General features: G+C 65.4%; 11 protein-coding genes. 8 read left to right on the plus strand and 3 right to left on the minus strand.

The annotated features are described in order from the left end of the window. Positions 1-37 precede the first annotated feature (37 nt). Positions 38-1,708: a CTP synthase gene (locus LAN61_07870; protein MBZ5540420.1), complete on the minus strand. Its 1,671-nt coding sequence runs from the start codon at positions 1,706-1,708 to the stop codon at positions 38-40. A 279-nt stretch (positions 1,709-1,987) separates the two neighbouring features. Between LAN61_07870 and LAN61_07875 the strand changes: the two genes are divergently transcribed. Together LAN61_07875 and LAN61_07880 are read left to right on the plus strand one after the other, a co-directional pair. Further along, on the plus strand, positions 1,988-2,461 hold the full coding sequence (locus LAN61_07875; protein MBZ5540421.1) for a hypothetical protein: 474 nt from the start codon (positions 1,988-1,990) through the stop codon (positions 2,459-2,461). Further along, positions 2,458-3,996, plus strand: coding sequence for a hypothetical protein (locus tag LAN61_07880; protein MBZ5540422.1), 1,539 nt, complete (start codon positions 2,458-2,460; stop codon positions 3,994-3,996). Before LAN61_07875 ends, LAN61_07880 begins: the two co-directional genes overlap by 4 nt. A 36-nt stretch (positions 3,997-4,032) precedes the next feature. Here LAN61_07880 and kdsB read toward each other — a convergent pair whose 3' ends face one another. After that, positions 4,033-4,788 carry a 3-deoxy-manno-octulosonate cytidylyltransferase gene (gene kdsB / locus LAN61_07885; GenBank protein MBZ5540423.1) on the minus strand — a complete coding sequence of 252 codons (756 nt, stop codon included), beginning with the start codon at positions 4,786-4,788 and terminating at the stop codon, positions 4,033-4,035. Positions 4,789-4,951: 163 nt separating this feature from the next. On the opposite strand from kdsB, the gene LAN61_07890 reads away from it, so the two are divergent. Both LAN61_07890 and LAN61_07895 read left to right on the plus strand, forming a co-directional pair. Next, positions 4,952-5,947 (plus strand): VWA domain-containing protein, encoded by a 996-nt coding sequence (locus tag LAN61_07890; protein ID MBZ5540424.1) that lies wholly within the window; start codon positions 4,952-4,954, stop codon positions 5,945-5,947. 22 nt (positions 5,948-5,969) lie between these two features. Next, entirely contained in the window at positions 5,970-7,007 is a 1,038-nt protein-coding gene (locus LAN61_07895) for a VWA domain-containing protein (protein ID MBZ5540425.1), read from the plus strand. A 156-nt stretch (positions 7,008-7,163) separates the two neighbouring features. On the opposite strand, the gene LAN61_07900 is transcribed toward LAN61_07895, so the two are convergent. Next, the gene (locus tag LAN61_07900) at positions 7,164-8,354 is read right to left on the minus strand and encodes a phosphopentomutase (protein MBZ5540426.1); all 1,191 of its coding nucleotides are present in this window, start codon (positions 8,352-8,354) and stop codon (positions 7,164-7,166) included. Between the two features lie 139 nt (positions 8,355-8,493). Here LAN61_07900 and LAN61_07905 point away from each other — a divergent pair, with 139 nt between their 5' ends. The 4 genes from LAN61_07905 to LAN61_07920 all read left to right on the plus strand — a co-directional run bounded on the left by LAN61_07905 (position 8,494) and on the right by LAN61_07920 (position 14,476). Further along, complete coding sequence (locus tag LAN61_07905; protein ID MBZ5540427.1) at positions 8,494-9,114, plus strand: hypothetical protein; 621 nt, start codon at positions 8,494-8,496, stop codon at positions 9,112-9,114. 55 nt (positions 9,115-9,169) lie between these two features. After that, entirely contained in the window at positions 9,170-10,105 is a 936-nt protein-coding gene (locus tag LAN61_07910) for a toast rack family protein (protein MBZ5540428.1), read from the plus strand. 124 nt (positions 10,106-10,229) lie between these two features. Next, on the plus strand, positions 10,230-13,163 hold the full coding sequence (uvrA, locus tag LAN61_07915; protein MBZ5540429.1) for an excinuclease ABC subunit UvrA: 2,934 nt from the start codon (positions 10,230-10,232) through the stop codon (positions 13,161-13,163). Continuing rightward, entirely contained in the window at positions 13,163-14,476 is a 1,314-nt protein-coding gene (locus LAN61_07920) for a tetratricopeptide repeat protein (GenBank protein ID MBZ5540430.1), read from the plus strand. The genes uvrA and LAN61_07920 overlap by 1 nt, the downstream gene beginning before the upstream one ends. Positions 14,477-14,480 lie beyond the last annotated feature (4 nt).

Consider the following 14,480-nt stretch of genomic DNA (forward strand, 5'->3'; position numbering starts at 1 on the left):
CGCGGGTTTTGCAACGGGTACAAACGTTTTCGGCGGTTCACACCGCGGCGCGCGGGGCCACGCCCAGCGCCGCGGTCCGCTGTGGCTCGGAGGCGGTCCGCGCCTTGCGCTTGCGCTGTTCGGTGGCCGCGCCGACGAACGCCGCGAACAGCGGATGCGGCTCCAGCGGCTTGGATTTGAATTCCGGATGGAACTGGCAGCCCAGGAACCACGGGTGATCGGCCACCTCCACGATCTCCACGTAATTCTCGTCCGGCGTGCGCCCGGTGATGCGCAGCCCCGCCCCGGTCAGGATTTTTTCGTACTCGCGGTTGAACTCGTAGCGGTGCCGGTGCCGCTCGCTGATCTCCGTCTGGCCGTAGGCCCGGTGCGCAAACGACCCGGGCGTCAGCTGGCACGGCCACGCCCCCAGCCGCATCGTCCCGCCCATTTCGTCCACTCCGAGCAGTTCGCGCAGCTTGTAGATCACCCGGTGCGGCGTCTGCGGATCGAATTCGGTGCTGTCCGCCTCGGGCAGCCCGGCAACGTCCCGCGCGTACTCGATCGTCGCGCACTGCATCCCCAGGCAGATGCCGAAGAAGGGCACCTTGTTCTCCCGCGCATACTGAATGCTGTAGACCATCCCCTGGATCCCGCGCTTGCCGAAGCCCCCGGGCACCAGGATCCCGTCCACGTGACGCAGCCGCGCCGCCGCCGTCGCCGGCGAGTCAATCTCTTCCGCTTCGATCCATTCCAGAACCGTCCTGTGGTTGTGCGCCAGCCCCCCGTGCAGCAGCGCTTCGCGCAGGCTCTTGTAGGCGTCCTCCAGCTGCACGTACTTGCCGACGATGCCGATGCGCACTTCGCCCGCCGGATGATGCATCCCGTACACCAGGTCCACCCACGGTTTCATGTCCGAGGGCCGCTCCTCCAGGCGCAGCAGGCGAAGGATCTGCGCGTCCAGCCCTTCCTTGCTCAGTTCCGCAGGAACCGCGTAGATGGTGTCCACATCCTCCATCGAAATCACGCAGGCTTCCGCCACGTTGCAGAACAGCGCGATTTTCTTCTTCAGCTCCGCGGGAATGTGGTGGTCGCTGCGGCACAGCAAAATATCCGGCTGGATCCCGATGCCCAGCATCTCCTTCACGCTGTGCTGCGTCGGCTTGGTCTTCAGTTCGCCTGCGGCCGCAATGTACGGCACCAGGGTCACGTGCACAAACAGCGTGTTGTCCGCGCCCTGCTCCAGCCGCAACTGCCGGATGGCTTCCAGAAAGGGCAGCGATTCGATGTCCCCGACCGTCCCGCCAATCTCCACGATCACCACGTCCACGCCTTCCGACACCTTCTTGATGACCGCCTTGATCTCGTCGGTGACGTGCGGAATCACCTGCACGGTCTTGCCCAGGTAATCCCCGCGCCGCTCCTTGGTCAGAATCGTTTCGTAAATCCGCCCGGTGGTCCAGTTGTTATCACGCGTCAGCTTGGCGTGCGTGAACCGTTCATAGTGCCCCAGGTCCAGGTCCGTCTCCGCGCCGTCCTCGGTGACGAACACCTCGCCGTGCTGGTACGGACTCATCGTGCCCGGATCTACGTTCAGGTACGGATCACATTTCTGCAGGGTGACTTTGAAACCGCGGCTTTCGAGGAGACAACCGATGGAGGAGGCGGCAACTCCTTTTCCGAGGGAGGAAACAACACCGCCAGTTACAAAAATATATTTTGGCTTCATCCGTGCGGCCACGCTCCGGTTACATCCCAAAACGCGGCGTGCCTAACCTCCGTGGGAGTGGCAGTACGCCGTATTATGGCCACAACTCCTCTGCCTGTCAAATGCGCTCTTTCCGTCCTCCATGCCCTGTGCCGCGGTGAATTCCTGCAACCTTTCGCTTGCCGCGGTGTTCCTAGTAACAGTGAGTGGTCTGCCAGTGTGCCGGCGCAGGGCCGGCGCGTTCCGGCGCAGTGCGGTCCGTCAAGACGCACGTCGCAGCCGCAAGGGCAGGGGGATGTCATGAAAAGTTCCATCCGCAGAGCCGCATTCCTGTCGGGTATCTTGTTGTTTCTGGGCGGCACGGCCGGCGCGCAGCAACTGGCGCAGAGGCCGCAGGCCCCGCCGCGCGGCCTGGCCGGGAACGCCGCGCGGGAGACCGTGCTCGAAGGCCAGGTCTTGCGTTACACGGCGTCGGCTGCGACGCCGCCCATGGGCGCCCACGTTGTTCTGCAGACGGCCGGCGGCGCGGTGGACGTGCCTCTCGGCGCGGCTTCCTATCTGGAGGCCAATCACTTTTCCCTGGCCAGCGGTGACGTAATCCGGATCGTCGGCGTGCAATCCCGCACGCGGCAGGGCAGCGTCTTTCTCGCGCGGTTGATCCAGAAGGGCGGGCAAGCGCTCGTGTTGCGGACCGCCCTGGGCGCGCCGCTGGGGCTGGCCGGCGCCCGCGCCTTGGGCGTGCCGCAGACGCAGCAGCAGGCAGGTGCCCGATGACTCCGTCGAGCAAGCACCCGGTCTTCCTCGTGGCGCTCCTCGCCGCTCTCTTCGCCGCAGCCTGTAGCGGCGGAAGCGGCGGCACGATTTTCGTTCCCCCTCCGCCTGTCGGCAATTTCACAAACGCCAGCCTGAAGGGACAGTACGCTTTTTCCATGACCGGCCGCGAGTCGTGCGGCGGAGTGGGCAGCCTCTTCGCGCGCATCGGGAGCATCACCGCGGATGGGAATGGCAATATCACCAGCGGCGTCGAGGACGTCAATGTCTGCACCGGGGTGCTGACCTTGTCTTTCACGGGCGGGAGCTATTCGATCCATGCGGATGGCCGCGGCACTCTCAGCCTTACGAACAGCACGGGCGTCACCAACTACAGCATCGCGCTGGCTTCCCCCGCGCAGGGCTTCCTCATTCAAACCGACAGTGCTGCGACGGCCAGCGGCGGGCTCCAGCTCCAGAATCCCGCGGCTTTTTCCGTCACGCAGATCGCCGGAGGCTACGTCTTTGATTTCTCCGGCATCAGCAGCGCCCTGAATCCGGAATCCATCATCGGCCGCTTCACCGCCGATGGCGCGGGCGGCGTGCAAGACGGCTTGTATGACTCCAATGAAGCAGGCACGCTGTCCGGGCAGCAGGCCTTTCCCGCCGGAGCTTTTTACCAGATGGATCCCGCCAATGCGCAGTCCGGCCGCGGCACCGCAAACTTTGCCGGGCACAATTTCACCTTCTACATCGTGGATCGCACGCACGTGAAATGCCTGGGAACGGATTTTCCCGCGGCGTATGTGGGCGACGCCCTGGCGCAGCAGAATATGACCTTCAGCGCCGCGTCGCTGAACGGCAGCTATGCTTTCTTGATGGGTGGCTCGAGCACGACCGGGCCGCTGGCCACCGCCGGCCGTTTCACCGCGGACGGCGGCGGCAACCTGACCTCGACCGTTCTCGATGAGAACAACAATGGCCTGCTCACTTCTCTGCCGACTTCGGGAGGCACGGTCACCGGAAGCTATACGGTGGATGCCAACGGTTTCGGCGGCGGCACGGCCACGTGGACCGACTCCAACGCCGGAACTTTTTCCTTTATTTTTTATCTGCTTTCGCCGGCGCAGGCCGTCTTCCAGGAAACCGACACCCAGATCACTAGCGACGGCTCGCTCCTGGCGCAAACGCCCAGCCCGATCATCTCCGCCGTATTGGCGGGGAATTACGCCTTCGTCTGGAGCGGCGTGCGCAGCGACGAGGAGGACTTCACCGGGCAGTTGCAGCTGACCTCCGCCTCCGGCAGCAATGCCAGCGGCACCCTGGACGCCAATGAGTTCGCTACGGGGAAGCAGTTCTTCAATTTTCCCTTTGCCGGAACGCTGGCCCTCGGCTCCGACCCGGCCGGCAGGAACTCCTTCACGGTGACCACGAACGCGCCGCCCACCTCTCCGGCGACGTTCAACTTTGCGGCCTACGTTGTCGACGCCAATACCGTGTTCCTCGTCGGCGTGGATCCCGATCGCGTCCTCGTGGGCGCGAACGCGCGCCAGCCCTGAGCGCGGCGCGAGAGGGAATCGAACCGCCCGGGCTGGTCAGGCCGGACGGTTTTGGTTGGCGAGCAGCTTTTCCACCCGCTCCACGTCTTCCGGCACGTCCACGCTCACCGAATCCGTGGGCACTTCCGCGACGCGGATCTTCCAGCCGTTCTCCATCCAGCGCAGCTGCTCCAGCTGCTCCACTCTCTCCAGGTCGCCCTGCGGCAGGGTAGGAAACTCCAGCAGGGCCGCGCGCTGAAAAACGTACAGCCCGAGATGCTTCAGGTGCCGTGCGTGCACGCGGTGCTGTTCGTCGCGCACCCAGGGAATCGGCGCGCGCGAAAAGTAGAGCGCGTTCCCGTCGAAATCCAGCACCGTCTTTACCACGTTGGGGTCCATGATGTCGGCCGCCACTTTCACCGGCGTGGCCACCGTGGCGATGGCTGCGGCCGGCTCTTCCAGCAGCGCCGCCACCGCCGCGTCCACCGAGGCGGGATCCAGCAGCGGCTCGTCCCCCTGCACGTTCACGAAGAGATCGCCCTCCACGTGCGCCGCCACTTCCGCGATGCGCTCCGTCCCGGAGCGGTGATCCGCGCGGGTCATGCGCGCCTCTCCGCCGAAATCTTCCACCGCCTTCCGGATGCGCTCGTCGTCGGTGGCCACAATCACCCGCGAAACCCGCTGCGCCAGCCGTGCCCGTTCCCACACCCGCTGGATCATTGGCTTGCCCGCCAGGGCCACCAGCGGCTTGCCCGGCAGGCGCATCGCCGCATACCGTGCCGGAATCACTGCCACTACCCGGGGACTATCCATAAGCAATGCCGCTCCGCTCGTCTCTTTCCCGCGCCAGCGCCGATGCTAACACACTCTCCAGTCCGCCTGCGGGGAGGGCCTTGCTTCCCAAGGGACGAATGGTAGAATTAAGATGCAGCGCTGGTCCGCGCACTCGTCTCGGTGCGGAGACCATGGGGGAACCATGAGACGTTGCGCGAGCCTGCTCCGCGTCACCTCGTTCTGGACGAGCCTCCTCCTGCTCGCCTGCCTCCCCCTACTTTCCGCGCAAGCCCAGCAGGATTCCGCGCCCGGCGACCTCAAGAAGGACACTCCCGGCATTCCTCTCAAGCCGGGCCGGGCCCTCAAAGTCGAGGTGGACCTGGCGCTCGTCAACGTCACCGTTACCGATCCCTACAGCCGCCTGGTCACCGGCCTGGAAGCGGAAAATTTCCGCGTCTTCGAAGACAACGTCGAGCAGGAGATCGTCCATTTCTCCTCCGAGGACGTGCCCATCTCCATCGGCGTGATCTTCGATCTGAGCGGCAGCATGGCCAACAAGGTCGCGAAGTCCCGCGAGGCGGCCATCCAGTTTTTCAAGACGGCCAACCCCCGGGACGAATTTTTCCTGGTCAGCTTCAACGAGCACGCCGAGCTCACCAGTGTCTTCACGAACAGCATCGAAGACTTGCAGACCCGCATGATGTTCACCGTCGCCAAGGGCCGCACCGCGCTTCTCGACGCCATCTATCTCGGACTGAGCGAGATGAGGGGTGCACATAACGCCAAACGGGCCTTGCTCATCATCTCCGACGGAGGTGATAATCATAGTAGGTACAACGAGAGCGATATCAAGCGCCTGGTGAGGGAATCCGATTGCCAGCTTTACGCCATCGGTGTCTACGACCCGCTCGGTTATCGCGGCCGGACCCCGGAAGAGCTGAACGGGCCCTCGCTACTCTCGGAAGTCACGGACATGACCGGAGGCCGCGTCTTTGTGGTCGAGAATCTGAATGAGCTTCCGGACATCGCCGCCAAGATCGGAATGGAGCTGCGCAACCAATATGTTCTGGGATATCGGCCGAGCAACAAAGTGCACGACGCGCGTTGGCGCAAGATCAAGGTCAAGCTGCGCGCCCTGCGCGGGCTTCCGCCTCTCAGCGTCTTCGCCAGGACGGGATACTACGCTCCCAGCCACTGAGCGCTCCTTTTGCCGGAGCCGCTTGGCCCTTTTTCTTGCGCCGCTCTTCGCCCTGGTCTTCTCCGCTGCCGCGGCCAACGCGCAGCTCCCCGTTCCCCCGTCCGCGCCGCCTCCCCCGCCGGGGCAGGGCCCTGCCGCTCCCGCACCCGGGCAGAAGCAGGAGGGCTACAGCATCCGCCGCACCGTCAACCTCGTCGTGCTCCACACCACGGTGCTCGACGACCGCGGCCGCTTCGTGGACGGCCTCAAGGAAGAGAATTTCCGCGTCCTGGAGGACAAGGTCCAGCAGAAGCTTTCCGTCTTCAAGCGCGAGGATATCCCCGTCAGCATGGGCCTGGTCATCGACAATAGCGGCAGCATGCGCGACAAGCGCCCGCGCGTCAACGAAGCCGCCATCACCCTGGTGCAGACCAGCAACCCCCAGGACGAAGCCTTCGTCGTCAACTTCAACGACGATTTCTATCTCGACCTCGACAAGGACTTCACCAGCAGCATCCCCGACCTCAAGGAAGCCCTCGAGCGCATCAATTCCCGCGGCAGCACCGCCCTCTATGACGCCCTCATCGGCTCGCTCGACCACCTCAAGAAGGGCAGCAAGGACAAGAAGGTCCTCCTCGTCGTCACCGACGGCGAAGACAACGCCAGCCGCAACTCCCTGGAAAAAACCGTCCACGAAATCCAGCAGACGGACGTCGTCATCTACACCATCGGCCTGCTCAGCCAGGAGAGCAAGAAAACCGCCAAGCGCGCCCGCAAAGCCCTCAAGGAAATCGCCGAGGCTTCCGGCGGCCTGGCCTTCTTTCCGGAAAACGTCGCCGATGTCCACACTATTTGCGAGGACGTGGCCCACGACATCCGTAACCAGTACACCTTGGCCTACTACCCCAGCAATACCAAGCGCGACGGCACTTTCCGCGCCGTACAGGTGGAAGTCATTCCCCCCCGCGGCCACGGCAAGCTCAGCGCGCGCACCCGCAATGGCTACTACGCCCCCGGCAGTGCCGCTTCCGGCGGCAGCGCCTCCTCCGGCAACCCCGCTGCGGGCAGCTCCGGCAACTAGTGCTGTGTCCTGGAAATATCTTTCATTTTCTTTAGGGGGTCGGAGCGGCGCCTGTCCCGACTCCTGTCGGGAGCCGCGACATAGCGACTGCGGGAAATGAGGGGGGCTTTAGCCCGGAGGCCAAGTGTTATTCAATATTAGATTCCTCTTGCCCGCTCACGCGCGCTTGCCGCTTCCCAGCTCCCCCAGAAAACTCATTCCGTGCGCGATCTTCCCCCCGAAATTTTCCGCCACGCTCTGTCCCATGTCCGCCAGCGTCGCCCGCGTTCCCAGCGCCACTCCGCCCGCCACCCCGGGCGAATAAGCCAGGATGGGCACATACTCCCGCGAATGGTCGGTGGTCTCCCAGCGCGGATCGGGGTCGCAGCCGTGGTCCGCGGTCAGCAGCAGCAGGTCCGAGCCGCGCAACTCCTGCAGAAATCCGCCCAGCCAGAGGTCGAACTCCTCGAGTGCGCGCGCGAAGCCTTCCACGTCCTTGCGGTGCCCGTAGAGCATGTCGAAATCCACCAGGTTGCTGAAGACCAGCCCCGCCGGCCGTTCCCGCAGCGCCGCTCCCAGCTTTTCCATGCCGTCCGCGTTGCTCTTCGTCGTGACGTAGTCGTCCACTCCGCGCCCGTTATAGATGTCGTGGATCTTGCCCACCCCGAAGACCGGCACGCCCCGCTCCGCCAGCACGTCCAGCAGCATGGGCCGCGGCGGGTCCACCGCGTAGTCGTGCCGCCGCGCCGTGCGCGTGTACGCCCCGCTGGCCCCGGCAAAGGGCCGCGCGATCACCCGTCCCACGCGATGCGGCCCGTCCAGCAGCTTCCGCGCGATCGCGCACATCCGGTACAGCTCGGCCACGGGGATCACCTCCTCGTGCGCCGCGATCTGAAAAACGCTGTCTCCCGACGTGTACACAATCGGAAAGCCCGTGCGCACGTGCTCATCCCCCAGCTCCTTGAGGATCTCCGTGCCCGAGGCCGGCTTGTTCCCAATCGTCTTCCGCCCGATCTGCCTCTCGAACTCTTCCATCACCTCTCGCGGGAAACCCTGCGGATAGACCGGAAACGCCTGCTCCAGCCACACGCCAGCCATCTCCCACTGCCCGGTAGTCGTGTCTTTTCCCGGCGAATGCGTGGCTCCCTTGCCGAAGGCCGCCGTCGGCTTGCTTGCCGGCGCCAGGTGCGCCAACGGCGCAATATTTCCCAGGCCCATGCGCAGCAAATGCGGCAGCGCCAGCGGCCGCGATTCGGCGATGTGCCCGAGCGTGCTGCGGCCGGTATCCCCGTATTCCGCGGCGTCCGGCAGCGGCCCGATCCCCACGCTGTCCAGCACGATCCAGAAGATGCGCTCGAATTTCGCCATGGCCTTTTGCTCTGCTCCCGCCCCCATCCGGCCTCAAATTCACTTTAGCACACCGCCATTCTCCGCGGTCCCGGCGCCTCGCCCGCGCCTTTCCGGAACGCGCGCGCCGCCCCCTGCAGTGTGTTAGCGTAGTAGAGCGATGTTGAGTCTCGTGCTTATCTTCGCCGTCGTCTTCCTCCTGAATGTGGTCCCTGCCTTTGCGCCCCCCACCTGGATGGCCATGTCCTACATCGGGATCAAATACCCCGCCATCAACCCTCTTGCGGTCGCTCTGGTGGGTGCCGCCGCAGCGACTTTCGGCCGCCTTGTGTTGGCCATGATGTCCCGTTTGCTCATCCGCCAAAGGCTGCTCAGCGCTGCCACCCGCGAAAACGTCGACTCCATTCGCTTGGCTATCGAAGGCCGCAAGCACGTCACCCTGGGCCTCTTCCTCTTCTATGCCTTCAGCCCCATGCCCACCAACAATCTCTTCATCGGCTACGGCCTCACCCGCTTCGGCTGGCGCTTCATCGCCGTACCCTTCTTCTGCGGCCGCTTGGTTAGCTATGCCTTCTGGAACGCCACCGCCGCCAGTGCCGCGCGCAAGCTCAACGTGGATGCCTACGTCACTGGCTCCTACTTTGGCGCATATTTCGTCGTCTCCCAGATACTGCTCCTCTTTCTGGTCTATGCCTTCACGCGCATTGACTGGCGCCTGCTGGCCATGGAGAAAAAATTCCGCTGGCGCCCGCGCCAGAATGCCTCGCCCGGCCAGCCCTGAAGGGGGAACATTTTCCACCCGGGCTGCGTATCTCTTGAACAAAAGGGGGTGTGCCATGGGACAAAGTGATGGTTTGCAGCGCCGGTCCATCGGCGGCGCCATTGTCCTGATCGCCTTGGGCCTGCTGTTTTTGTTCTTCAACCTGCGCCCGGAAGCCGATCCCTGGCCTGTGGTTTCGCAGTACTGGCCCTTGCTCCTGGTCTTCCTCGGCCTGGGCAAGCTGTGGGACTACCTCTGGCTGCGCCAACATCCCGACGCTGTGGCCGGCCCGCGCATTTCCGGCGCCTCCGTGGCCCTGATCCTGCTCCTCATCCTCTTTGCCGCGGCCGTTGTCCGCGGCAAGTACACCGGCGCGCTCGCGCATGACGTGCATGACGTGAAGGCCCTCGAGCGCCAGGGCGCGCAATCGCTCCGCGCCGATATCGAGATGCCCGCGGGCCAGCTGCGCTTGAGCGGTGGCTCCAGCCGCCTCCTCGACGCCGATTTCCGCTACTCCGCAAACCAGGGCGCCCCGCACGTCGGCTACAACGTCTCCAGCGGCGCCGGCGAGCTGCGCATCCGCCAACACGGCGAGAGCGTCCACTTCGGGCGCACCGAAAATGACTGGGATCTCCGCTTCAGTAACGATGTTCCGCTCGACCTTCGCCTGCAATTGGGCGCCGGCAGCGGCGACCTGCGACTTCGCGACGTTCCCCTCACCCGCCTCAGCGTGGACATGGGCGCCGGGGAATTGCGCGCCGACCTGTCCGGCGCGCGCAAGAGCGATCTGCAGGCCGAGATTCACGGTGGCGTCGGCACAGCCACCATCCGGCTCCCCAGGAACGTCGGCGTCATCGTCCACGCTTCCGGCGGCCTCGGCTCCATCGACGCCCACGGCTTGAAAAACGACGGCGGCGCCTACGTCAACGACGCCTACGGCAAATCCCCCGTCACCCTCAAACTCACCGTCGAAGGCGGCATTGGGCAGATCGACCTCGAGCTCGAGCCCTAATCCGCCTTCCTCTCAGGAGCGCACTGTCCAGCCGCCGATCAGCAGGCATTTGCCCGCTTTCGTGCGCAGCCGTATAATTGTGAGTTTAGACAGCGCGCGCGATGCTCTCTGTCTGGACACCCCTTTGGCCACACACGAACTCACGCCCGTTTCGGCCGAACAGGAAGCCATCCGCATCCGCGGCGCCCGCGTCCATAATCTCAAGAACGTCAGCGTGGACATTCCCCACAACGCCATCACCGTGGTCACCGGCGTATCCGGCTCCGGCAAGTCCAGCCTGGCCTTTGACACCGTCTACGCCGAAGGCCAGCGCCGCTACGTCGAATCCCTCTCCGCCTACGCCCGCCAGTTTCTCGAGCGCATGGAAAAGCCCGATGTGGACGAAATCTCCGGCATCGCCCCGGCCGTCGCCATCCGCCAGAAGACCACCACCCGCAATCCCCGCTCCACCGTGGCCACCGCCACGGAAATTTACGACTACCTGCGCCTCCTCTACGCCCGCTGCGGCACCACCTTCTGCACCAAATGCGGCGTGCAGGTCCGCCGCGACGCCCCCGAGGACATCGCCAACCGCGTCCTCGCTCTCACTCCCGGCCGCCGCTTCTACGTTCTCTACCCGCTGCGCTTCGCCGCCCCGCCCAGCGGCCGCATCTCCGCGAAAAAGCGCGCTGCCGCAGCCCGGGAAGCCGAGCGCCAGGCCCTCCTCGACTTGCAGAAGCGCGGCTTCAACCGCCTCTACCAGGACGGCCGCGTCCACGAGTTCGCCACCCCGGAGACTCTCCTCGACGTCAACTTCTCCCGGCCGGTCTTCGCCCTGGTCGACCGCCTCGCCGTCAATCCCGAATCCCGCTCCCGGCTCGTCGACTCCATCGAGATCTGCTACCGCGAAGGCCACGGCGAAGCCATCCTCGAATTTCTTCCCGACCCCGCGGGCCATCCCGCCGAGCGCCTGCTCTTCAACGAGCGCTTCGAGTGCAAATCCTGCGGCATCGTCTATCAGGTGCCCGAGCCGCGCCTCTTCTCCTTCAACAATCCCTACGGCGCCTGCCCCCGCTGCCAGGGCTTCGGCAACACCGTTGATTTCGACCTCAACCTGGTCGTCCCCGATCCCGGCAAATCCATCGACGACGGCGCCGTCGAGCCCTGGACCAAGCCCCGCTACCGCGCCCTCCTCGCCGACGCCAAACGCTGGCTCCGCGCCCGCGGCATCCCCACCTACCTGCCCTGGCGCCAGCTCTCCGCCGAACAGCGCCGCCTGGTCCTCGAAGGCGATCCCAAAAACGATTTCCCCGGCGTGAAAGGCCTCTTCGAGCTCCTCGAGCGCAAGAAATACAAGCTTCACGTGCGCGTCTTCCTTAGCCGCTACCGCGGCTACGCCACCTGCCTGGAATGCGGCGGCACCCGTCTGCGCCCCGAGGCCCGCGCCGTCCGCGTCGCCGGCAAGTCCATCACCGAGGTCTGCAAGCTCACCGTAAAGGAAGCCCGCGCCTTCTTCGCCGCCCTGGCCCTCAGCGCGGAGCAGGCCAAAATCGCCGCGCGCATTCTCGAGGAGATCCGCACCCGCCTGCAGTTCCTCGACGAAGTCGGCCTCGAGTACCTCAACCTCGACCGCCTCACCTCCACCCTCTCCGGCGGCGAATCGCAGCGCATCCAGCTCGCCACTTCCCTCGGTTCGCATCTCGTCGGCGCGCTTTACGTTCTCGACGAGCCCTCCATCGGCCTGCACCCCCGCGACACCCGGCGCCTCATCGACATCCTCAAATCGCTGCGCGATCTCGGCAATACCGTCCTCCTCGTCGAGCACGATCCCGACACCATCCGCTCCGCCGACTGCATCCTCGATCTCGGCCCCGGCGCCGGCGAACTCGGCGGCCGCCTGCTCTTCGCCGGCGATTACCCCGCGCTCCTGCAGGACCCCCAATCGCTCACCGGGCGCTACCTCAGCGGTGAGCTGCGCATCTCCGTACCCGTCAACCGCCACAAGCCCGGCGGAAAATTCCTGCGCCTCTTTGGCGCCCGTCTCCACAACCTGCGCAACGTCGATCTCGCCTTGCCCCTGCAGACCCTCACCGTCGTCACTGGTGTCTCCGGTTCCGGCAAGTCCACCCTCGTGCACGACGTTCTCTACAAGGCCCTGCAGGCTAAGCGCACCGGCGGCAGCAACAAGGAATTCTGCGAGCGCATCGAAGGCGACCAGCACCTTCAGGACCTGGTCATCGTGGACCAGTCGCCCATCGGCCGCACCCCGCGCTCCAATCCGGCCACCTACCTCAAGGCCTTCGACGCCATCCGTGAGGTCTTCGCCGAAACTCCCGATGCCAAGCGCCGCGCCTACTCCGCAGGCCATTTCTCCTTCAACGTCCCCGGCGGCCGCTGCGAAACCTGCCAGGGCGACGGCACCGTCACCGTCGAGATGCAGTTTCTCGCGGACGTCGAGCTCGTCTGCGAGGACTGCCGCGGCACCCGCTTCAAGAGCGGCGTCCTCGAGGTCCGTTATCACGGCCGGAACATCCACGAAGTTCTGGAGATGACCGTCCGCGAGGCCCTGGCCTTCTTCGGCAACGTCCCCCGCGTCATCTCCAAGCTCAAAATCCTCCACGAAATCGGCCTCGGCTACCTCCGCCTCGGACAGTCCGCTACCACCCTTTCCGGCGGTGAAGCTCAGCGCCTGAAGCTCGCCGCGCACCTCGCTCGCACCGAAAACCAGGGCATCCTCTATATCCTCGATGAACCCACTACCGGCCTGCACTTCGACGACATCCAGAAACTCCTCGCCGCTTTTCGCAAGCTCCTCGAAAGCGGCGCCTCCCTCCTCGTCATCGAGCACAACCTCGACGTCATCAAGTGCGCCGACTGGCTTGTCGACCTCGGCCCCGAGGGCGGTGATCTGGGTGGCCGCATTATTGCCACCGGAACCCCGGAGCAGGTTGCGCGCAACGCCCAGTCGCACACCGGCCGCTACCTCGCCCGGGTCTTGCAGGCCAGCGCTCAGGCAAAGCGCCCGTCCAACGGCGCATCCAATCCCGGAGACAAAGCCGGCAACGGCGCCGGAAAATAATGAACGCCGCACGCCTCCTCCGCGTCTCGCTTCTCGCGCTCCTGTCCGGCGCGGCAAGCGCGCACGCCCAGACCCCCGCGCCGCGCAAGCCTCGCCCGGCTGCCACCCAGAAACTCCGCAACCCCCTGAACGATCTCCTCGATGAGGCGCAGCGCGCCATCGAACGCCAGGACTTCCCGGCCGCGCTGGCTCCGCTGCAGAACGTCGTCGCCCAGCAGCCTGACTTTGCCTACGGCCATTTTCAGCTCGCCTACGTTTTCACCGCCCTCCAGCGCTGGGACGACGCCCGCGCGGAATACCAGCGCGCCGCCGCGCTCGACCCCAAACTCGCCGAAGCCCACCTCAATCTCGGCCTGCTCCTCCTGGACCGCGACCCCGCCGCCGCTGTCGTTCCACTCCGCAAAGCCGTCGAACTGCTTCCCGCGCAGAGCCGCCCGCGCTTTCTGCTGGGCCTGGCCCTGGAGCGCACCAACGATCTGTCCGGCGCGCGGGAAGCACTGGAAGGCGCCGCTAAACTCGACCCGCGCGATTTCGAAACCCATCTGGCCCTCGCCCGCGTCCTTCTCCGCGCCAATCAATTCGCGCCTGCCGAAGCAAACTTCCGCGAAGCCCTGGCCCTCCAGCCGGACTCCGCTCCGGCGCGCCTGGGCCTCGCCCAGGCGCTCGACGCCCAGCAGAAGCCGGAGGCCGTCGAGGCCTACCGCGGCTATCTCCAGCTTCAGCCCGCCGACCGCGCGGCCCGCGCCCGCGTCTTGCGCTTTCTTTTCGAACAGAAGGAATATGACGCCGCGCTGGCGGAGCTCGACCGCATGGACGCCGCGCAGCCCCCGGACGTCCTCCTTCTGCGCCTCCGCGCCGACATCCTGATCGCGCAATCCCGCTGGGACGATGCCATCGCCACCCTGCAGCGCGCCATCGCTCTCGCTCCCGAGCAGCGCGACCTCCGCGCCGGCCTCGGCCGCCTCTATCTCCAAAAGCGCGATTTTCCCTCCGCCGAGCGCGAACTCCTGGCCGTCCTGCGCGCGGATGCCAGCGACTTGACGGCGTGGAAGGACCTGAGCTCCGCCTATTATCTCCAGGGCGACTGCCCCGCGGCCCTGACGGCCCTCGACGAACTCGCCCGCCGCCAGGATTTGAACTCCGGTGCTTGGTTTGTCCGCGCCACCTGCTACGATAAACTCCGGAAGATGCCCCAGGCGATCGAGGCCTATCAGAAATTTCTGAGCCTCGACAAGGGGCAGAACTCCAATCAGGACTGGCAGGCGCAGCAGCGCATCGCTGTCTTGCGCCACATGCTCGAGAACAAGCGCTGACTCC

The sequence above is a fragment of the Terriglobia bacterium genome (assembly GCA_020072785.1).
Lineage (GTDB): Bacteria > Acidobacteriota > Terriglobia > Acidiferrales > UBA7541 > Acidiferrum.

Bases quoted from the DNA above. Each gene is read 5' to 3' on its own strand.
- LAN61_07875 (MBZ5540421.1), top strand. From the start codon at position 1,988: ATGAAAAGTTCCATCCGCAGAGCCGCATTCCTGTCGGGTATCTTGTTG.
- LAN61_07910 (MBZ5540428.1), top strand. From the start codon at position 9,170: ATGGGACAAAGTGATGGTTTGCAGCGCCGGTCCATCGGCGGCGCCATT.
- LAN61_07920 (MBZ5540430.1), top strand. From the start codon at position 13,163: ATGAACGCCGCACGCCTCCTCCGCGTCTCGCTTCTCGCGCTCCTGTCC.
- LAN61_07890 (MBZ5540424.1), top strand. From the start codon at position 4,952: ATGAGACGTTGCGCGAGCCTGCTCCGCGTCACCTCGTTCTGGACGAGC.
- LAN61_07905 (MBZ5540427.1), top strand. From the start codon at position 8,494: ATGTTGAGTCTCGTGCTTATCTTCGCCGTCGTCTTCCTCCTGAATGTG.
- LAN61_07880 (MBZ5540422.1), top strand. From the start codon at position 2,458: ATGACTCCGTCGAGCAAGCACCCGGTCTTCCTCGTGGCGCTCCTCGCC.
- LAN61_07900 (MBZ5540426.1), bottom strand. From the start codon at position 8,354: ATGGCGAAATTCGAGCGCATCTTCTGGATCGTGCTGGACAGCGTGGGG.
- kdsB (MBZ5540423.1), bottom strand. From the start codon at position 4,788: ATGGATAGTCCCCGGGTAGTGGCAGTGATTCCGGCACGGTATGCGGCG.
- LAN61_07870 (MBZ5540420.1), bottom strand. From the start codon at position 1,708: ATGAAGCCAAAATATATTTTTGTAACTGGCGGTGTTGTTTCCTCCCTC.